Annotated in this window: 17 protein-coding genes; 9 read left to right on the forward strand and 8 right to left on the reverse strand. The window is 69.2% G+C overall.

The features are described from left to right. Positions 1-2,068, reverse strand: a 2,068-nt coding sequence (locus E3O60_RS05380; RefSeq protein ID WP_134497345.1) for an AAA family ATPase, incomplete at its 3' end; no start/stop codon positions are given. Further along, the gene (locus E3O60_RS05385) at positions 2,065-3,210 is read right to left on the reverse strand and encodes an exonuclease SbcCD subunit D (RefSeq protein WP_088456796.1); all 1,146 of its coding nucleotides are present in this window, start codon (positions 3,208-3,210) and stop codon (positions 2,065-2,067) included. The genes E3O60_RS05380 and E3O60_RS05385, both read right to left, overlap by 4 nt. A 107-nt stretch (positions 3,211-3,317) precedes the next feature. Between E3O60_RS05385 and E3O60_RS05390 the strand changes: the two genes are divergently transcribed. Then, positions 3,318-4,055, forward strand: coding sequence for a glucose 1-dehydrogenase (locus E3O60_RS05390; RefSeq protein ID WP_088456797.1), 738 nt, complete (start codon positions 3,318-3,320; stop codon positions 4,053-4,055). A gap of 3 nt (positions 4,056-4,058) precedes the next feature. Here the strand turns inward: E3O60_RS05390 and E3O60_RS05395 are convergent, their stop codons facing one another. Then, positions 4,059-4,253 (reverse strand): hypothetical protein, encoded by a 195-nt coding sequence (locus E3O60_RS05395; RefSeq protein WP_134407960.1) that lies wholly within the window; start codon positions 4,251-4,253, stop codon positions 4,059-4,061. A gap of 379 nt (positions 4,254-4,632) precedes the next feature. On the opposite strand from E3O60_RS05395, the gene E3O60_RS05400 reads away from it, so the two are divergent. The 7 genes from E3O60_RS05400 (at position 4,633) to E3O60_RS05430 (ending at position 11,823) form a co-directional block, all read left to right on the forward strand. Next, positions 4,633-5,421, forward strand: coding sequence for a DeoR/GlpR family DNA-binding transcription regulator (locus tag E3O60_RS05400; RefSeq protein WP_088456799.1), 789 nt, complete (start codon positions 4,633-4,635; stop codon positions 5,419-5,421). Further along, positions 5,418-6,389 carry a 1-phosphofructokinase family hexose kinase gene (locus tag E3O60_RS05405; RefSeq protein ID WP_103461643.1) on the forward strand — a complete coding sequence of 324 codons (972 nt, stop codon included), beginning with the start codon at positions 5,418-5,420 and terminating at the stop codon, positions 6,387-6,389. Before E3O60_RS05400 ends, E3O60_RS05405 begins: the two co-directional genes overlap by 4 nt. After that, positions 6,386-8,431: a fructose-specific PTS transporter subunit EIIC gene (locus E3O60_RS05410; RefSeq protein WP_134497347.1), complete on the forward strand. Its 2,046-nt coding sequence runs from the start codon at positions 6,386-6,388 to the stop codon at positions 8,429-8,431. Before E3O60_RS05405 ends, E3O60_RS05410 begins: the two co-directional genes overlap by 4 nt. Positions 8,432-8,473: 42 nt before the next feature. Then, a complete protein-coding gene (gene ptsP / locus E3O60_RS05415) occupies positions 8,474-10,159 on the forward strand; it encodes a phosphoenolpyruvate--protein phosphotransferase (protein ID WP_134407962.1) in 1,686 nt (561 codons plus the stop codon). A 96-nt stretch (positions 10,160-10,255) separates the two neighbouring features. Next, positions 10,256-10,534: an HPr family phosphocarrier protein gene (locus E3O60_RS05420; RefSeq protein ID WP_088456803.1), complete on the forward strand. Its 279-nt coding sequence runs from the start codon at positions 10,256-10,258 to the stop codon at positions 10,532-10,534. A gap of 160 nt (positions 10,535-10,694) precedes the next feature. After that, positions 10,695-10,937: a hypothetical protein gene (locus tag E3O60_RS05425; RefSeq protein ID WP_088456804.1), complete on the forward strand. Its 243-nt coding sequence runs from the start codon at positions 10,695-10,697 to the stop codon at positions 10,935-10,937. A 4-nt stretch (positions 10,938-10,941) separates the two neighbouring features. Then, positions 10,942-11,823, forward strand: a complete 882-nt coding sequence (locus E3O60_RS05430) for an FHA domain-containing protein (RefSeq protein ID WP_088456805.1) — start codon at positions 10,942-10,944, stop codon at positions 11,821-11,823. On the opposite strand, the gene E3O60_RS05435 is transcribed toward E3O60_RS05430, so the two are convergent. Both E3O60_RS05435 and E3O60_RS05440 read right to left on the reverse strand, forming a co-directional pair. Beyond that, the gene (locus E3O60_RS05435) at positions 11,801-13,402 is read right to left on the reverse strand and encodes an MFS transporter (protein WP_134407964.1); all 1,602 of its coding nucleotides are present in this window, start codon (positions 13,400-13,402) and stop codon (positions 11,801-11,803) included. The two genes, E3O60_RS05430 and E3O60_RS05435, sit on opposite strands and share 23 nt — an antisense overlap. After that, complete coding sequence (locus tag E3O60_RS05440; protein ID WP_088456807.1) at positions 13,399-14,208, reverse strand: tryptophan-rich sensory protein; 810 nt, start codon at positions 14,206-14,208, stop codon at positions 13,399-13,401. Before E3O60_RS05440 ends, E3O60_RS05435 begins: the two co-directional genes overlap by 4 nt. A gap of 69 nt (positions 14,209-14,277) precedes the next feature. Here E3O60_RS05440 and E3O60_RS05445 point away from each other — a divergent pair, with 69 nt between their 5' ends. Further along, positions 14,278-14,703: a MarR family winged helix-turn-helix transcriptional regulator gene (locus tag E3O60_RS05445; protein WP_240632234.1), complete on the forward strand. Its 426-nt coding sequence runs from the start codon at positions 14,278-14,280 to the stop codon at positions 14,701-14,703. Positions 14,704-14,728: 25 nt separating this feature from the next. Here E3O60_RS05445 and E3O60_RS05450 read toward each other — a convergent pair whose 3' ends face one another. From E3O60_RS05450 to E3O60_RS05460, 3 genes are all read right to left on the reverse strand, one after another. Further along, the gene (locus E3O60_RS05450) at positions 14,729-16,423 is read right to left on the reverse strand and encodes a CYTH and CHAD domain-containing protein (RefSeq protein WP_134407965.1); all 1,695 of its coding nucleotides are present in this window, start codon (positions 16,421-16,423) and stop codon (positions 14,729-14,731) included. Positions 16,424-16,432: 9 nt separating this feature from the next. After that, positions 16,433-17,215 (reverse strand): HAD-IA family hydrolase, encoded by a 783-nt coding sequence (locus tag E3O60_RS05455; protein ID WP_198415084.1) that lies wholly within the window; start codon positions 17,213-17,215, stop codon positions 16,433-16,435. 135 nt (positions 17,216-17,350) lie between these two features. Then, positions 17,351-19,174, reverse strand: coding sequence for an HNH endonuclease signature motif containing protein (locus E3O60_RS05460; protein WP_134497349.1), 1,824 nt, complete (start codon positions 19,172-19,174; stop codon positions 17,351-17,353). Between the last annotated feature and the right edge of the window lie 233 nt (positions 19,175-19,407).

A 19,407-nucleotide genomic window follows, 5' to 3' on the forward strand; every position in this document is an offset into this window, starting at 1 on the left:
GCGCGTCGGCCAGTGCGCGGGCGGCGTCGAGCTCGCTGTGCAGCCGGCCGGCCCGCTCGGTGACGCTGTCGAACCCGGCCCGCTGGGCCTGGACGCGGCCGGCGATGCCGTCGCGCTCGGTCCGGCGTTCCGCCAGGTGCACGGTGGCTTCGTCGCGCGCCAGCTGCAGCGGGGCCAGGGCGGCCTGGGCCTCGGCCTGGTCGACGCGCAGGCGGGCCAGCTCGGCCTCGAGGGCGGGCAGCCTGGCGCGGTGGTCGGCAGCCACGGCGAGGGCATCCTCTGCCTGCCGGAGTGCCGAATCGAGCGTGTCGGCATCATCGTCGCCGGCCCGGGTGCGGGCGGCGGTGAGTAGGGTATCGACGTCCCGGGACTGAGTGCGGGCGGCGTCGACGGCCCCCTGCCGGCGACTCATCAGGTCGCGGGCGTCGTCGAGGTCGTCCTCGGTGACGGGTGCGGCGTCGCCGGTCATGGGCGCCGGGTGTTCGGTGGCCCCGCAGACCGCGCAGGGCTCGCCGTCGACGAGACCGGCGGCGAGCTCAACGGCGAAACCGCCGAGCCGGGCGTCCACGAGCTGCTGATAGTGCAGGGCGGCCGCGGTGTTCTCCGCCACGGCCTCCCGTTCGGCGCGGTGTACCCCCACCAGTTCGGTTTCCAGCCGGCGCACGTCGTCGGCCGCGGCCAGTGCAGCCTCGGCCCGGGCCAGTGTCGCTTCGGCCTCCGGGGCGCGGGCGGCGCCGAGGGTCGCCGCGGCGAGGGCATCCGTTGCCGCGTCGATGCGCTCGGGCAGCGCGAGCAGCAGCAGCCTGGCGGCGTCGAGCGCCTCGATCTGGGCGGCCGTGCGGCGCTCGAGATCGGTGATCTGCTGGTCGAGGGCGGGCAGCCTGCGTTCCTCGACGAGCAGGTCGTCGAGGCTTCCGAGCTGGCGCAGCCTGTCGTCGATCAGGGTGCTGAGGCCGGCGGCATCGGCTGAGTCTGCGTCGTCGTCGTCGTCGTCGTCGACAAGCCGCTTCCAGGCGGCCCGGGCGGCGGTCGCTGTGGCCTCGGCCGTGCCGACCGCGGCGTCGGCGTCGATGCGGGCGCGCACCTGCGGCCAGACCCTGGCGGCGTGCTCGGCCAGGCGCAGGGCTACCCGGCTGCCGAGCATCTCGTCCCCGCGCTCCTCGAGAGCGGTCAGCGTGCGGGCCGCCGCATCCCGGCGGTCCTGGCGTCGGCGCCGGTCCTCGGCGGCCTGGTACTCGGCGGTGGCCGCTGTCAGGGCCGCGGAGGCGGTTTCGGCGTGCCGGGTGGCGGCCGCCAGCCGGGAATCGAGGGTGTCGAGCGCCGCGTCGAACCAGCCGAGGTGGGGGTCGGCCGGGGACTCGGGTCGGGTGTCTTCGTCGTCGTCGCGCCACAGCTGGCGCAGGGTCGCGGCCACGATCCCGTCGATCTCGTGCCGCACCAGCGTCAGCTCGTCGTCGAGCACCTTGCGCCGGGTGAGCAGCTCGGTCTCCAGCTGCTGGAACCGCAGGGTGCCGAACAGGGTGCGGAGCACGGTGAGTCTGTCGTCGGTCTTGGCCAGCAGGAAGCGCTGGAACCGGTTCTGGGCCAGCAGGATCACCTGCAGGAACTGGTCCTGCTTCAACGGCAGGATCCGGCTGAGCTCGGTGCCCACATCCACCGGGCGGGCGGCGATGCCCACCCAGTCGCCGGTGCCGTCGGTGCCGGCGCTGAGCCGCTCGAGGCGCGCATCCGGCTGCGCCGTGGTGGTGCCCACGCCGCGCTTCTTGGCCTTCTCATAGCGCGGGGTGCGGTAGACCCTGTAGGTGTCGCCCTTGAGGGTGAACTCGAGCTCGACGAAGCTCGGGTCGGCCGGGTCGCAGTGGTCGCTGCGCAGCCGCAGTTCGCTGCCGTCGAACCGGGGCACCGAGCCGTACAGGGCGAAGCAGATGGCGTCCAGGATGCTGGACTTGCCCGCGCCGGTCTTGCCGGTGATCAGGAAGATTCCGTCGGCGTCGAAGCGGGTGAAGTCCACCTCCTGCTCGGTCTTGTACGGGCCGAAGCCGGCGATGCGCAGCCGGGTGATCTTCATACGGTGGCCTCGGTGGTATCGCCCAGGACCTCGGCGACCAGCTCTCGCTCGAAGGCGCTCAGGCCCACACCGTTGCGCACGAACTCCAGGAAACCGGCCACGATTTCGGGGTCGCTCTTGTGCTTGACCCGGTCGGAATAAGTGGACTCCTCGGTCGCCTGCGTGATGGTCGGGCGGTGCTCGAGGGCCACACAGTGCGGAAAGCGCTTCTGCAGGGTACGCATGCCGTCCAGCGGCCGCACCCGGTCCGTCAGCACCGCGGCGATCCAGTCGTTCTCGAACGAGGTGAAGGCGTCGTCGTGAGCGAGGGACTCGAGCTCCCCCGTGAGCACCCGCAGGCGCCGGGGAATCGGCAGGTCGACCCACTCGGTCTCGGCCAGTCCGTTCGCATCGAGATCGACGAGCCAGCCGCCGCGGGGCTTGTCGGCCTCGGCGAAGGAGTAGTGCAGCGGGGCTCCCGAGTAGCGCACCCTGTCGGTGATCTGCGCGCGACCGTGGATGTGGCCCAGCGCGACGTAGTCGGGGCCGTCGAAGACGCTCACCGGAACGAGGTCCAGGCCGCCGGCGCTGATGTCGCGCTCCACATCGCTGGCGGCGACTCCCGCTGCGAAGCAGTGCGAGAGCACCACCGAGCGGCCGCCGCGGTCGGCGAGGTCGGCGCGCACCTGCCGCATGGCCAGGCCCAGCACCTGTTCGTGGGTCTTGAGGAGCTCGTCGGGGTAGTGGTGGCGCACCAGGGCCGGTTCGAGGAAGGGGATGCCGTAGAAGTGCACGGGGCCGTGTTCGTCGTCGATCGAGATCGGGGTGCGGTACTGGTCGAACCCGGTGACCACGTGGATGCCGGCGAGCCCCGCCCACTCCGACTGGAAGCCGAGCCGGGTGGCCGAGTCGTGGTTGCCGCTGGTCATCACCACCCGGGCGCCGGTGGCGTGAAGGCGCGACAGGGTGCCGCTGAGCAGGGCGTAACTGTCGGCGGACGGTGTGGCCGAATCGAAGATGTCACCGGCCACGGCGACCACGTCGACCCCGCGTTCGCGCACGATGCCCACGAGGGCGTCGAACACGAGCGCCAAGTGGTCAAGGGTCGGGTGGGTGTGGAAGGTGCGCCCGATGTGCCAGTCACTCGTGTGCAGGATCTTCATATCACTCACGCTACCGTCGGCCACCGACAGTGCTGGCCAGAGCCCCGCGCGTGTACATTCCCCGTCGAACTCGTTTGTCGAAGGTCGACTCGAATGGAGGAAACACCATGGCACGTGTCAGCGGCAAGGTCGCACTCATCAGTGGTGGAGCACGGGGACTCGGTGCCGCGATGGCCCGTCGCCTCGTCGAGGAGGGCGCGCAAGTGGTCATCGGGGATCTGCTCGATGAGGACGGCAAGGCTCTCGTCGCCGAACTGGGCGAGGCCTGCCGGTACGTGCACCTCGACGTGACCCGCGCCCAACACTGGGACGCCGCCGTCGCCGTCGCGGTGGACGACTTCGGCGGACTCGACGTGCTCGTGAACAACGCCGGGATCGTGAACTTCGGTCCCATCGAGGAGTACACCCTGGAGTCCTGGAACACCATCATCGCGGTCAACCTCACCGGGGTGTTCCTCGGCATCAAGGCGGCGGTGCCGATGATCATCCGGTCGAAGGCGGGCTCGATCATCAACGTGTCCTCGACCGCCGGCCTGCAGGGCTACGAGGCGCTCCCCGGCTACGTGGCGGCGAAGTTCGGGGTGCGCGGGCTCACCAAGTCCGTCGCGCTGGACCTCGGCAAGTACAACGTGCGGGTCAACTCGGTGCATCCGGGCGCCATCGCCACCCCGATGACCGCCGGGCTCGATGTGCCGCAGAACCACGTGGCGCTGCACCGCATCGGCCAGGCCACCGAGGTGGCGAACCTGGTGCTGTTCCTGGCCAGTGACGAGTCGAGCTTCTCCACCGGAGCCGAGTTCCTCACCGACGGCGGCGAGCTGAGCGGCCTGTCGCACTATCAATAAGACTCACCATCCCCGGGCCCGCAACCGCCGCGTGATCCGCGCCACCAGGGCGGCCGGGTCCAGCAGGTCGTCGTCGGTGAACTGCAACAGCGGGTACTCGGGGTAGACCAGGTCACCCCTGGCCAGGAACCGGCCGTTCTCGTCGAACACGTTGTCATCGCATTCGGGTTCCGGAAGCCCGGCGAGCACGATGATCACCCGGAGCATCGATTCCCGCGGCGATTCCGAGCGCGTGCGAAAAAGCGGGAGTGCGGCTCTGGCGCGCTGTAAACCCCTGCGACCCGAATAGCCCTCAAATGCAGCCGAGAACCAGTACACCGCGCTCGACGAGGTCGTCCGGCGCGAGCCGGAGCCGATGCCCCAGAACGGCCGGTCGAGGTCGCCACGGACATCCCGCCTTCATTTCGTCTGCGAAAGCGGGAAGTCCGCCACTCACCCCGGGAACTGTCGGCTTGCATTCAGGGATCTTTGTTTATCTGTGTTTATGTTGACAAGCAAAAACAAACGGGTCTAAAGTCAGGAATACAAACTTTTGCGCGACTCCCCCGGGCCGCGTTCTCACCGTCGAGGAGGCCCGATGTTCGCCGAAGAGCGTCAGTCGATGATCGCCGAGATGGTGTCCGACCGCAGCCGGGTCACCGTGAACGAACTGGCCGTGCGGTTCGACATCACCCCGGAGACCGTGCGCCGCGACCTCTCCGCCCTCGAACTGAGCCGGCACCTGCGCCGCGTGCATGGTGGCGCCGTGGCCATCGACCGGCTGAGCATGTCCGAGGCCAGCCTCGAAGAGCGCCAGACCCAGCGCCACGACGAGAAGGCCCGCATCGCCGACGCCGCCCTGGCCATGATCCCTGCGAGCACAACGGGCTCGATCATCCTGGACTCCGGCACCACCACCGAACTGCTGGCCGACCGGCTTCTCGAGTGGACGCCGGCCAACCCCGGCGACCAGCTCCTGGTGATCACCAACGCCCTTCCCATCGCCTACAAGCTGGCCGGCAACGAGGCCATCTCGCTGCAGATCCTCGGCGGCCGGGTGCGCGGCCTCACCCGGGCCATCGTGGGCACCCGCACCACCCAGATGCTCGACGCCATGCGCCCCGACATCGCCTTCGTCGGCGCCAACGGCGTGGCCGCCGACTTCGGCTTCAGCACCCCCGACTCGGTCGAGGCCGCCGTGAAGACCGCGATCGTGCGCTCCGCCCGCCGAGTTGTCGCGCTGGCCGACTCCTCCAAGCTCGACCAGGAAACCCTGGTCAGGTTCGCTGCTCTGAGCGACATCGACGCGCTCATCACCGATGCTCCCCCTTCCGCTGAACTTGCCGCAGCCCTGGCCGCGGCGGATGTCGAGGTCGTAATCGCATGATCGTCACACTCACCCCCAACCCCAGCCTGGACCGCACCATCGAACTCGCCGGCCCGCTCGCGCGCGGCGACGTACAGCGCGCCCTGGACGCCCATCAGGAACCCGGCGGCAAGGGTGTCAACATCTGCCGTGCCCTGGCAGCCTCGGGCATCGAGAGCCTCGCGATCCTGCCCGGAGACGCGGATGACCCGGTGCTGCTCGCGCTGACCGCTCAGGGCATCCCGCACCTCGGCCTGCCGATCGGCGCGACCCTGCGAAGCAACATCGCGATCACCGAACCGGACGGCACCACCACCAAGGTGAACGAACCCGGTCCGGTGTTGACCAACGAGCAGCAGTCCGCCCTGGTGGAGCTCGTCCTCGAGAAGGCCGAGGGCGCCAGCTGGCTGGTGCTGGCCGGTTCGCTGCCACCCGGGGTGCCGGACACCTTCTACGCCGACCTCACCCGGGAGCTCAAGACCCGCTTCGGCGCCGCGGCCCCCAAAGTCGCCATCGACTCCTCAGGTGCCCCCCTGGCCGCGGCCATCAGCGCCGGCCCCGACCTGCTCAAGCCCAACGCCGACGAACTCGCCGAGCTCACCGGCATCTCAGACCCGGACAGCCTCGAGGCCGACCCGCACCTGGCCGCGCGCGCCGCGCAGACCCTGATCACCGCGGGAGTCGGCGCCGTGCTGGCCACCCTCGGTTCCCAGGGCGCCCTGCTGGTCACCGCGGAGGGCTACTGGCTTGCCACTCGTCCCCCGATCGTCGCGGTTTCGACCGTCGGCGCCGGAGATTCTTCGCTGGCAGGTTTTCTGCTCAGCGACCTGGCCGGAGCATCCGCCCCGGACTGCCTGCGTCAGGCCGTCGCCCACGGCGCCGCTGCCGCATCCCTGCCCGGCTCAACCGTGCCGGCCGTGACCCAAACCGACCCCAGCGCCGTCACAGTGACGGCATTTGCTACACATCCAAAGGAGGATGACCAGTGAGTGCACTGATTACCCCAGAGCTCGTTGCTTTGGACCAGAACCTCGGTGCCGCGCCGGCGACCGTGATTCGGCACCTCGCCGAGCTCGTCGTCGGAGCCGGCCGAGCCACCGAGATCGACGGGCTGTACGCCGACGCCCTCGCCCGCGAAGCCAAGACCTCCACCGGCATCCCCGGCGGACTCGCCATCCCGCACTGCCGTTCGAGCGCGGTCACCGAGCCGACGCTGGCCGTTGCCCGTCTGTCCCAGCCGGTCGACTTCGGCTCGGCCGACGGACCCGCCGACCTGATCTTCATGATCGCCGCCCCCGAAGGCGCCGACCAGGACCACCTGAAGATCCTGTCGAAGCTGGCCCGGTCGCTGATGAAGGCCGACTTCACCGCAGCCCTCCGCGCCGCGAAGACCCCTGAGGAGATCGTGACCCTGGTCACCGACATCGTCGCACCGGTCACCGCGGCGACCACAGCCGGAGCGCACTCCACCTCCGCCGCCCCGAGCGTCACCGCGGCGCCCACCGGAACCGGCACCGAGGGCACCCCGGCCAACGGGGCCCGCCGTCTCGTCGCCGTCACCGCCTGCCCCACCGGCATCGCCCACACCTACATGGCAGCGGACGCGCTCGTCGCAGCCGCCAAGGAGATGGGCATCGACCTGCAGGTCGAGACCCAGGGTTCCGCCGGAGCGACCCCGCTGGCCGCCTCGGTCATCGACTCCGCCGACGCCGTCATCTTCGCCGTTGACGTCGATGTGCGCGACAAGGGCCGGTTCGCCGGCAAGCCCCTCGTGCAGTCCCCCGTCAAGCGCGCCATCGACGACCCGAAGAAGATGATCCAGGAGGCTCTCGCCGCCGTGGACAACCCGAACGCCCGCCGCGTCAGCGGTGGCGGCGCGGCGGCATCCGACTCGGTGTCCGAGAACGAGCACATGGGCCAGAAGATCAAGCGTGCCCTGCTCACCGGTGTCAGCTACATGATCCCGTTCGTCGCCGGTGGAGGCCTGCTCATCGCCCTGGGCTTCCTGCTCGGCGGCTACGACGTCACCGGCGTCGCCGACGACGTGGTGCTGCAGAACAGCCTGTGGAACCTGCCCGAGGGAGGCCTGGCCATCTACCTGGGCGCGGTCTTCTTCAAGATCGGTGCCCTGTCGATGGGCTTCCTGGTTCCGGCCCTGGCCGGATACATCGCCTACGGCATCGCCGACCGCCCCGGCATCGCTCCTGGCTTCGTCGCCGGTGCGGTCTCGGGCTTCATGGGTGCCGGCTTCCTCGGCGGCATCGTCGGTGGTCTTCTCGCCGGTGTTGCGGCGGCCTGGATCGGTTCGTTCGATGTTCCGCGCTGGCTCCGTAGCCTGATGCCCGTCGTGATCATCCCGCTGCTGGCCTCGATCTTCGCCTCCGGACTGATGTTCCTGGTGCTCGGTGGACCGATCGCCTGGCTGACCGTCGCCCTGAACGACTGGCTCAGCGGCATGACCGGCGCGTCGGTTGTCATCCTCGGCATGATCCTCGGCCTGATGATGGCGTTCGACCTCGGTGGCCCGGTCAACAAGGTGGCCTACTCCTTCGCCGTCGCCGGCCTGGGTGCCGCAACGCTGGCCAACCAGGCGCCGTGGCAGATCATGGCCGCGGTCATGGCCGCCGGCATGGTGCCGCCGCTCGCGATGGCCCTGGCCACCGTGCTCGACCGCAAGCTGTTCAGCCCTGTCGAACGCGACAACGGCAAGGCAGCCTGGCTGCTGGGTGCGTCGTTCATCTCCGAGGGCGCGATCCCGTTCGCCGCGGCCGACCCGCTGCGTGTGATCCCGGCGAGCATGCTCGGTGCGGCCACCACCGGTGCGCTGACCATGGCCTGGGGTGTCACGTCGAAGGCGCCGCACGGTGGAATCTTCGTGTTCTTCGCCATTGAGAACGTTTTGGGCTTCATCCTGGCGATCCTGATCGGCACCGTCATCTCGGCCATAGCGGTAATCGTGCTCAAGCGCTACGTCCGAAAGACCCCGACTTCGGGGTCCATCCAGCAGAACAACACCCTGGTGACCGCCTAACATTAGTGGGCACCATTAACGCCGAAGAATAGAGGAAGTTCCGTGCAGAGTTTCACAGGAGTAGGGGTCAGCCCCGGACGAATCGTAGGATCCGTCCGGCAGATGCCCAAAGCCGTGAGCGAGCCGCCAGCAGGAGAACAGCTGGCCTCGTCGACGACGGCAGAGGATGCCGCTGTCACACTGCGCGCAGCCGCGAAGGCGGTGCAGGCCGAGCTCAAGCAGCGCTCGGTCAGCGCCACCGGAGCGGGTAAGTCGGTTCTCGAGGCCACCGCACTGATGGCCGCGGACCCCATGCTCATCAAGGGCGCCGTGAAGTTGATCAACACCGGCACCTCCGCTGAGCGGGCAATCTGGGAGTCCGCGGCATCCGTGGCCGAAATGCTGCACAACCTCGGCGGCTACATGGCCGAGCGGGCCACGGACGTCCTCGACGTGCGCTCCCGGATCGTCGCGGAACTGCGTGGGGTGCCCGCACCGGGCATCCCCGCCTCCGACGAACCATTCATTCTCGTCGCCGACGACCTGGCGCCGGCCGACACGGCCACGCTGAACCCGGCTGTCGTGCTGGCCTTGGTCACCTCCGGCGGCGGACCGCAGTCGCACACCGCGATCATCGCCCGCGCCCTCGGCCTGCCGGCCGTCGTCGCCGCGGTCGGTGTGGAAGCCATCGCTGACGGCTCCCAGGTCTACGTCGACGGCGCCGCCGGCAGCATCAGCGTCGACCCCGACGCCGACCAGCTCGAGGCCGCCACGGCTTGGGCCGCCAACGCCGCCACCCTCGCGGTGTTCTCCGGCGAGGGCGTCATGGCCGACGGTCACCTCGTGCCGCTGCTTGCCAACGTTGGCGGTGCAGCGGATGCCGTCAAGGCCGCCGCCGCCGGCGCCCAGGGCGTTGGCCTGCTGCGCACCGAGTTCTGCTTCCTCGACCGCGACGAAGAACCCACCCTCGACGAGCAGGTCACCGCGTACCGCGGTGTCTTCGACGCGTTCCCCGGCAAGAAGGTCGTCGTACGCACGCTCGACGCCGGCGCCGACAAGCCGCTCCCCTTCCTCACCGACGCGTCCGAGCCGAACCCGGCTCTCGGCGTGCGCGGCTACCGCACCGACTTCACCTCGCCCGGCGTGCTCAAGCGCCAGCTGGCCGCCGTCGCGACCGCCGCAGAGGGCACCGAAGCGGATGTCTGGGTCATGGCCCCGATGATCTCCACCGCCGAAGAGGCCGCAGACTTCGCCCGCATGTGCGGCGAGGCCGGGCTGAAGAACCCGGGTGTCATGGTCGAGGTTCCCTCCGCCGCGTTGACGGCCGAGACCATCCTCGGCGAGGTGAACTTCGCGAGCCTCGGCACCAACGACCTCACCCAGTACGCCATGGCCGCCGACCGCCAGCTCGGCCCGCTCGCCGCGCTGAACACGCCGTGGCAGCCCGCCGTGCTGCGCCTGATCCAGCTCACCGTGGCCGGCTCCGTCGCCGAGGGCAACAACAAGCCCGTCGGTGTCTGCGGCGAGGCCGCGGCCGACCCGGCTCTGGCCGTGGTGCTCGTCGGCCTGGGCGTGAACACCCTGTCGATGACCGCTCGCGCCCTCGCCGCTGTCGCTGCAGTGCTGGCGAAGGTCACCGTCGAAGAGGCCCAGCGCCTCGCCGGCATCGCCCTGGCTGCCCCGAGTGCCCTGGAGGCACGTGCCCGGGTTCGCGCCGAGCTGCCCATTCTCGACGAACTGGGGCTCTAAGCCCCACACGTCAACCGTGCGATGTGCTGCCGCCTCATGGCGTGTGCACATCGCGCGGGCAATACAGTTGTAATCCGTACAGTTTCAGGAGGAACCATGTCAGAACGTACCGCCACCATCGCCAGCCGCGTCGGCCTGCACGCCCGTCCCGCAGCGATCTTCGCTGAGGCCGTCGGCGCACTGCCGATCGAGGTCACCATCGCGCTCGAGGGCGACCCGGCCGACGACGCGATGGACGCGTCGAGCATCCTGTCGCTCATGAGCCTGGGTGCCGCAAACGGCCAGGTCGTCGTGCTGCGCGCAGAGGGCGACGGAGCGGATGAGGCCCTCGAAGGCCTCGTCAAGATCCTCGAGACTGACCTCGACGCCGAGTAGAACCCGCGTCACCGAAAACAGCTCGCTCGCCTCCGGCGGGCGGGCTGTTTTCACATGTGCTGCCAGGTGCGCCGTGATTTAGGCAGATACCCAGTTCCGCGCCGCCGGCCCCGGCTATCGTGTCCCCTATCCTCAACGACGAGCGAATAGGACCTGCCTCATGACCGATCTGCAGAATGACCCCGCGCCGGCCTCTGGACCAGACGCACACAGCATCCAGGACTGGACCGACCTGGGCAAGGAAATGTGGTCGTACCTGACCGGCAAGAGTGCCGTCATCGACTACAGCTTCATCGACATGACGGTCGAGGTTCCCCGCGATATCGGGCCAGACGCGCCACGGGCAATCTGGAAGCTCAATGGCACCCTGAGGGTGACCACGAGCGAGAACCCGGCCGACTAGACCCATGGGCAGCACCCGGCTCGATATCGATCTGGTCTTCTCGATCGACCCGGCCGACGGTGAACCGGCCGAGGACCAGGCCCACGGCACCATTCGTGCGAACGGCCTGGAGATCGAGGTGTTCCTCAGCGATCCCGAACGATTCGTGCGTGCTCGGATGTCATCGCTGCCGGCCCTCCGCAGCCTCGCCGCCGATCTGGCCGAACGCGGACTCGTGGTCTCGGTGAGCGGGCCCGACGGGGTGATCGCACGGATGGGCGCCGTGCAGGCACCGCTTGCCCAGCGTCTGGTCACGAAGTCTCCGCACCTCATAGTGGGCAGCACCGCCGCGGTAAGCCCGTTGCTGCGGCGCTGGCGGCAGCCCACCGCACCGGAGCGGACGCTGCCGCTTCCTCCCCCGACCCCGTTCCCGCTGGTGCCCACCCTGGCCCGGCGCATCCGGCGGCGCGTCACAACCACGCACTACGCCCCCGGAGCCGGCCGGCCGCGCCTGATCTTCGTGGTGGGGTCGGAGTACTGGAATGGCCAGCCGCCGCGGGAATTCGACCTTTTGCCCGGCGTGACCCGGATCGGCAGCGCTGAAGACGCAGACCTGCGTCTGGAGGGGCTGGACGCGTTGCACGCCGAGATCCGGCACGACGAGAACGACGAGTATCTCCTCGTGGCACTCGGCCCTGTTGGCGGCGGCGCCCGAACGGATGACCCGTCGTCGGGCCAGATTCTGCGCACCGGCGCCCGCCTCGAGATGGGTAGCTGGCGCATGGGGTTCTTCCGGGAGGAATACGCCGACCACGGCCGGCCGTTCGGTGGCCGACTCGGCGGGGAGCTCTCGGTACAGAAACCGCAGCCGCCCCGGGACCGGACTACCCGGCGACCTCCGCCGTGACCGGCAATTCTTCGCGTTCGAGGGGCCTGCCCGTCAGCCGCAGGCTGGCGAGAAGCCCCACAACCAGGAACCCGGCGGCCGCGTACGCCGAGTAGCGGGTGCCTTCGCTGAATGCCTCGCGGGCCGCGTCGGCCACTGCCGGGCTCTGGGCATCCAGCGACGGGATGGCTGCTCCCGCGCTGTCGACGACGACATCGACGATCTGCGCGCTCGTCGCCGCCGGCACCTCGAGTTCGTCGAGCCTGGCGTCCAGGGACAGCCCGACCGAGGTGAACAGCACGGTGCCGAGCACGGCGATGCCGAGAGCCGAGCCGATCTGCCTGGCCGTGCTCGAGGTTCCGGAGCCTTGGCCGCTCTGGTCGACCGGCACGTCGCCGAGCACCACGCCGGTGAGTTGGGCCGTGGCCAGGCCGACGCCCATGCCGTAGACGAACAGGAACGGCACGATCGACAGCCACGTCGCGTCCACCGTGATGACGGTGCCGAGGCCCGCCACCCCGAGGATCTCGGCGACGATGCCCACCCGCACGATGGTGAGCGGCGAGACCCGGTTGCCCAAGGCCCCAGCGACGCCGCTGGCCACGAACGATCCGATGGCCAGGGCCAGCAGCACGAACCCGGTCTGCAGGGCGTCGTAGCCGAGCACGTTCTGCAGCCAGAGCGGCAGTGACAGGATGATGCCGAATTCGCCGAGCGACACGATCAGCGCGGCGATGTTGCCGTTGCGGAACGACGGGATGCGGAAGAGCGAGAACGCCAGCAGGGTGGATTTGCCCTGCCGTTGCCGGCGGAGGCCCCACCGGATGAAGGCGGTGCCTGACACCAGGGTGACGAGGAAGGCGACCGGGATGATCGACAGGTCGAACGGCCAGGTCCAATCGCCCAGGGTCGGTGCCGTCTCGGTGAGCCACCAGCCGTAGGTGCGGCCCTCGATGAGGCCGAACACCAGGGTGGCGCTGGTGATCACCGAGAGCACCGCGCCGACACCGTCGATCCGGCGTGGTTCGCCGGCGTCGCGCGATTCGGAGACGAAGACCAGGATCCCGGCAACGATGAGGATGCCCAGCGGCACGTTGATGCCGAAAGCCCAGCGCCAGGAGAAGTAGGTGGTGAGCCAACCGCCCAGCAGCGGGCCGACGGCGACCATACCGCCGATCGTGGAGCCCCAGATGGCGAAGGCGATGCCGCGGTCCCGACCGCGGAAGGTGGCGTTGATCAGCGACAGGGTGGTGGGCAGCACCATGGCGCCGCCGATGCCCTGCACCAGCCTGGCGGCGATGAGCAGGTCGCCGGTCTGGGCCATCGCGGCCAGCACCGACGCCAATGCGAAGATCACTACTCCGGTGAGGAGGATGCGCCGGCGCCCGTAGCGGTCAGCGAGGGTGCCGAAGACCAGCAGGAGGGCGGCGAACACCAGGGTGTAACTCTCCTGCACCCACTGCACTTGGGTGGAGGTGATGTCGAGGTCGTCGATGATCGAGGGGATCGCGACGTTGACGATGGTGGAATCGACGATGATCAGTGCGACGGCGATGCTGATGAAGACCAGGCCCAACCAGCGGCGGCGTGCCCCGGTCATGCGGTGGCCGATGCGGTGGTGTTCAGCCGGCGCGGCGCGCGGATGCGGAGGACCAGCGTGACGACGAGCACCACGACGACCGCCACGATCGCGGTGATCGCTGTGGGGGTGGAGAGCAGGTCGCCGCTGAGCCTCGCGAACGCCACCCAGCCCAGGCCCCAACAGAGGGCGAGGGTGGGGGTGAGCCTGCCGCGGCCGACCACGGCCAGGAGCACGCCGACGAGCCCGGCCACCGCGACGATCAGGACACCCCAGGCATCGGCGGCCAGGCCGAACCCGTCGAAGCCGGCGGCGACGAGGGCTGCCGTGATGTTGGCGGCGGTGGCCACGCAGACCCAACCGAGGTAGAGGCCCATGGTGCCGTCGACCAGAACGGTCTCCAGCAGGGACCGCGGGCGGGTGTGAAGGATGATGAGGAACGCCCAGACCAGCACAGCCAGAAGCAGGACTATCACCGGAACGCTCAGCCAGAGCAGGTCGAACTGCACGCTGAGGATCCAGGCCGCGTTCAGCAGCAGCGAGGCGGCCACGGGGTAGCCGAGGCGGCGCTGGCGGGGGTCGGTCTTCTGCCTCGGCAGGAACTGCCAGATGGCGTAGAGCACCAGCCCGGCGTAGATCGGCGTCCAGATGGCGAAGGCCGGTCCGCCCGGGGCGATCGGAGTGGCATCGGCGGCCAGCGCTCCCCCGGAGGCGTTCTGGATGGGCGTGCCGCCCGCGGCGCCCGAGCCGATGAACGATCCGACGAGGGCGAGGATCGCACTGATCAGGACGGTGCTCTGGCGGAGCAGATCGCGAGATGTGGACATGGGGTTCTCCTCCGTCGCGGCGAATTGGTCAGCTAGCTGACTAACTCACGGTAGCAGTACATTGAGGGGGTGACCACTCCCGATGCCATGGCCCAGTGGCCGAACGGTCGACTGCTTTCCACGGCTGCCCGGCTGGTGGAGCATGCCTGGGTCGAAGCCCTCGCTTCCCTCGGCCTCACCCATGCCGGCCTGATTGTGCTGCACCTGCTCGGCGACGGAGCCCGAAGTCAGACCGAACTGGCCCGGCAGGCACGGGTGCAGACTCAGACTATGTCGCGCACCCTGGACAGGCTGGAGCGGGAGGGTCTGGTGGCACGCATCCGGGACGAGCGCGACGCCCGGCGCCACCTGGTGACCCGCACCGACGCGGGCACCGCCGCGTGGCAGCAGGCCCGCACCCTCGAGGCCGACGTGTTTCCGCCGCTCGAGAACGCCGACGAGCTGCGCGCAGCCCTGCTGCAGATCATCACAGCGTCGTCCGCAGAGCGCTGGTAGTCCGGCTCGCTCTGTCCCTGCTGGCTCAGAGCCCGCCGACGAGTCGCTTGAGCTGCTGCACCGATCGAGCAGTGTCGTCGAGGACAACGGGGACCGTGGCGTCGCTGCGCTCGGACCGGGCTACGAGCAAGCCGTAGACCAGGGTGTTCTCACCGCTTTCGTGGGCCGCCCGCGCGGCCTGGCCGAGCTCCTCGATGTAGAGCAGCCTGTCGTGCCGGTCGCCGAGCCGCTTCACCAGCGGTTTGGCCGCCCGGGCGACGTGCGCGTAGCGCCGACGGAGCTTCGCGAATCGGGCGGCAGCGTGGGCGCGCTTCGCGGCCGCTTTCTTCGCTGCCGTCCTGGCCGACTTCTTGGCGGCCGACTTCTTTGTGGGTGGCTTCGTCGCCGTCGCCTCGGCCACGGGGGCGGCTGACGCCACGGCGGCAGCGGCGTAACGCAGCCGGCGGGCGGCCTTGCGCACCTCGTGCAATGCCGGCTCGGGCTCATCCGCGTCGGACACCGTGGCGGTGAGCTGCTCAAGCGCGGCGACGGCCCTGCCGAGGTCCCGCTTGATCTCGGCGGCGGCGGGACGCTCCGCCTTCGGGGTGATCGGCGGCCAGGCCGTGAAGCTCTCGAGGGCATCAAGAAGCCGGTAGTAACGCGTACTCAGGAGATACTCCCGCACCGCGGCGAGGCCCTCCGCGTAGTCCCGGCGGGCTCCACCGACGAGCCGGGTTCGCGCATCCTCGGTGGGGTATTCGGCGACGCCGGCAAGTTCGTCGACCAACCGGGCGGCGCGCACTTCGGCGTCGCGGGCTCGACCCAGCTCGACTCCGAGGTGCTTGAGCTCGAAACGCAGCTCCTTCACCGGGGCCTTGTCGAACAACCTCGCGTAGACCGCGAGGACGCTGCGCAGGCGGCGCACCGTGGTCCGCATGTGATGGATCGCGTCCGGGGCATCCGCTCGCGCCCGGGGATCGGCGTCGACGAGGGTCGCGGTCAGGTCGCGGAGCGCTCCGACAACGACGGCACCAGCGGAGTCCGGCTGCTGCAGGGCGGGGGCGGGGAGCAGCCCCGGCAGCACCTCGGCGCCGTCGAGCTCGGTCAGGGACTCCACGCCCACGGCACGAGCGATCTTGGCCGCACTCGTGGACGGGGTGGCTCCGGCGGTGAGCAACACCTGTTCGACCGAATCGAGCAGTCTGGTGCGCTTCCTGCGGGTGTCGGGAGCGCCATCCAGAAGTTCGAGCTCCCATTCGCGCCACTTGCGGTACGTTCCACCGCGCACATCGGAGGCGGAGACGAGGTCGTCGGCGATCTCGGCGAGAGCCTGACCGTCGGTGTCGGTGAGTCGCACCGTGGTGCGCACAGTGCTCACCCGGGCCAGCGGGGTGAGCGGCCGGTCGCGCACAATCGCGCGAACGGGCTCGAGTACCTCGTCGGGGATGTGTTCAGTACCGTCGGCGTCGCCGATGTCCAGTGGCCAGTGCACCTCGATGCGCCCCTCGGCAGCCGGCATCTTGAGGTGCCAGCCGGCATCGCCGCCACCCTCACGGCGCCGCAGAACAATGCGGTGGCGGGCCAGGTCATGATCGGCAGTGTCGTAGTACACGGCCGTGAGCACAAAAGGCACCTCGGCCGGGTCGGCGGTGATGCCGTCGAGCCCCTGCAGCGACGGAACGGGCCGCAACCCCTCGACGTCGTACTTGCGCTCGATCTCGGTCTGCTCTCGCCCTGTCATGTGTCCTGTCTACTCCCTCGGCTCGGTCTGGAGAACAAAGACCACGCCGTGATCGTGCAGTTCGATGCTCAGGCGGTCGAGGCTGGACACAACGAGGTCGGCGTCCAGTTCGTCGGCCGAGTGAGTGCCGACAACGCCGATGGTTGCGCAGCCGGCTGCGCGACCCGCGGCGAGTCCGGCGGGAGCGTCTTCGACGACCACGCACTGGCGGGCGTCGAGGCCGAGCCTGTCGGCGGCCTCGAGGAACGGATCGGGCGCCGGCTTTCCCTTGACCGTGTCTTCGACGGTCACCACCGTGGCCGGGGCCGTGAATCCGGCGGATGCGAGACGGGTGCGGCACAGCTCCCGAGGACAGGACGTCACGATCGCTCGGCGTTCTTCGGGGATGACGGCCATCAGCTCGGCAGCACCGGGCAGGATGGTGATGTCGTCGGTGTCGCTGAGTTCGAGCTCGTTGACCCGGGCGAACGACGTTTCAACCTGGTGAGCCGGGACCAGATCGGCGATCATCTCGCGGCCCGGACGGCCATGCTGCACGCCGGCGAAGAGCGCACCCAGACCCATTTCGTCGGCCCACTGCTGCCAGGACCGGTTCACGGCCTTGGTCGAGTCGACCAGGGTGCCGTCCATGTCGAAAAGTACGCCCTGAAAGACCCGCCCGAGCACGGCGTGCGCCTCACTCTCGGCAGCAGGCTCCGGAACCGCCTGCAAAATGCTCTGGAGATCGGCCTCGATATCAGCGCCGGCCATCCTTTCGCCAATGGTGCCGGCCGAGTTTTCGGAGGTCGTCATGGTGATTCCTTTTTCCGAAGCACCTTCGTGGTCACTGTCATGCTTCTCCTTCGACCCTAACGAAGCCGGTTGGCGGGCGGTAATTGCACGAGTGCCGACAGGCTCACGCGACCGGCGGACTCTCAGGCGGTGGCTCTACTCGTTCTGTCGTCGGGTTTTCGGGTCGTGGGCGCGGTGTTGGGGTGGTGTGCGCCAGGTGCCGGTGGGGTCGATCCAGTGTGGGGCTTTGACTTCGGGCATGCCCAGGACCATCCGGATTTTCCAGCCGCCGGCGTTGTCGATGCCGTGATGGTGGCGCCAGCACAGCAGTACCCCGTTCGAGACGTTGGTCGGGCCGCCGTGCTGCCACGGTGTCACATGGTGCACCTCGGTCCATTGCGGTGGGCAGGTACAGCCCGGGATGATGCAACCACCATCTCGGGCGGTGATCGCCCTACGTTGCAGCGGCGTGAAGCAGCGGACTGTGTCGCCGAGGGCGAGGACGGCGCCGGTGCCGCCGAAGAAGACCGGCCGGAAGCCGCCGTTGTCGATCATCTGGTTGATCGTCTTCATCGAGATCGGCCCCTCGACGCCGTCGATCCAGCCGACCCCGACCCCGGTGTGCAGGTCGTGCGCGTTCACGTGCACCATCACCGTCGGCGGCATCCCGCCCATGGTCGGGGTGCGAGGGTCTTGGGCGACCTGGACCAGGATGCCGCGAAGGATGTCGGCACGTTTCTGGCCACCGTCGCGTTCGTCGAGGATCTCACCGGGCACCAGTTCGCCGGCCTCGATGCGCTGCTGCTCGTCCGCGGACGGGAACGCGGGGGCGCTGCGCGCGGACAGGAACGTGTCGAACAGGTTCTGCATGATGCCCTTGAGCTCCGGCGTCACCCCACCGCGCAACGGATGCAACCCCTGGGCGAGCTTGCCGAACGAGAACGTGGACTTCGCCTCGAGGATCTCCGCGGTGGGCGCGGCCCCGTCCGGGTTCAACACCGCCTGCCACGTCGCCGCCATCTCCCGAATCCGGTCCGCCGGGAACGTGAACCCCGCCGACGCACCCAAACGCCGGACCGGTCCCGTGCAGACTTGTCCGGCGCCGGTGTCGGCGTCATCGGCATCGGTGGCGGTGGCGGTGGCGGTGGCGCTGTCGCCGGGTCCGGGGGTGCGGCCGAACACGGACCCGGTCGCGGACTCCACCAGCTCGGCCTCACCGCCGTCCACCAGCGACTGGTCCGCATCGAAGCGGCCGTGCACCTTGTAGTCAGCCAAACCCTTCACAATGTTCTCCGCCGCATCAAGACCGATCTCCCCGGCGCTCAGTGCCGCGGCCACAAACGGGAACTCGGGCTCCAGGACCATGCCGCCCAACATCCGCGGAGCGACCTTCTCACCCAGGCTCACGCGTCGTTTCATCTCCGGCACCGACGTGCCGGTCAGCCCGATCAGCAGATCATTCTGGTGCGACGCCCCCAACCGCCAGGCCAACGACTCCGCGCCCAGCCCAATGCGGGACCGGTAACCCACCACGGTCGCCGTGGCCACCCGGGCCGCATCCACCGGCCGACCGGTGCGCTCGACCATCTGCGTCAACGCGACCACCTCCGGGTCACTCAACGCGTTCACATCAATGGAATCCATCACCGCCATCACCGTCCGGGCCGCATCATCCAGGGCCTGGAGCTTCTGACCGAACGCACCGGTATGCGCGCGCTGCACCCCCGGCAGCTCGGCCGGATCCCGCCACTCGGGCCGCGGCTTGGAGCGGCCCCGACCAATCTGGCCGGGACGGGGCGAGCCTTTGGTGGGGCCAGCCGCAGTGTTCGTGGAAGTGTCGGTCGTGTCGGTGAAAATGGTGGCATCCAGTGCCGGGAGGGGATCCGGACCGGCCAGACCGGTGTTCCAGTCGTGCAGGTTCGGACCGGTGGGAGTCATTCCCGTCGGTGCGGTGGAGCCACTATCCAGCTCGTCGTCCATACCCCCATTCTCTCACGAATCGCACCTATATGCGAGGAAATGTCAGCAAGTTCCGGAACGGGTATCGAAAACATTTCCTAACTGCAGAGGATGGCTCGCGGGGTCTCGACAGGCTCGACCGACGGGGATGGGCGCGTTGTCGGGGACGGGTTGCGGGGTCTCGACACGCTCGACCGACGGGGATGGCGCGTTGTCGGGGACGGGTTGCGGGGTCTCGACACGCTCGACCGACG

Source organism: Cryobacterium sp. TMB1-7, assembly GCF_004402435.1.
In the GTDB taxonomy this organism is placed as follows: Bacteria; Actinomycetota; Actinomycetes; order Actinomycetales; family Microbacteriaceae; genus Cryobacterium; species Cryobacterium zongtaii.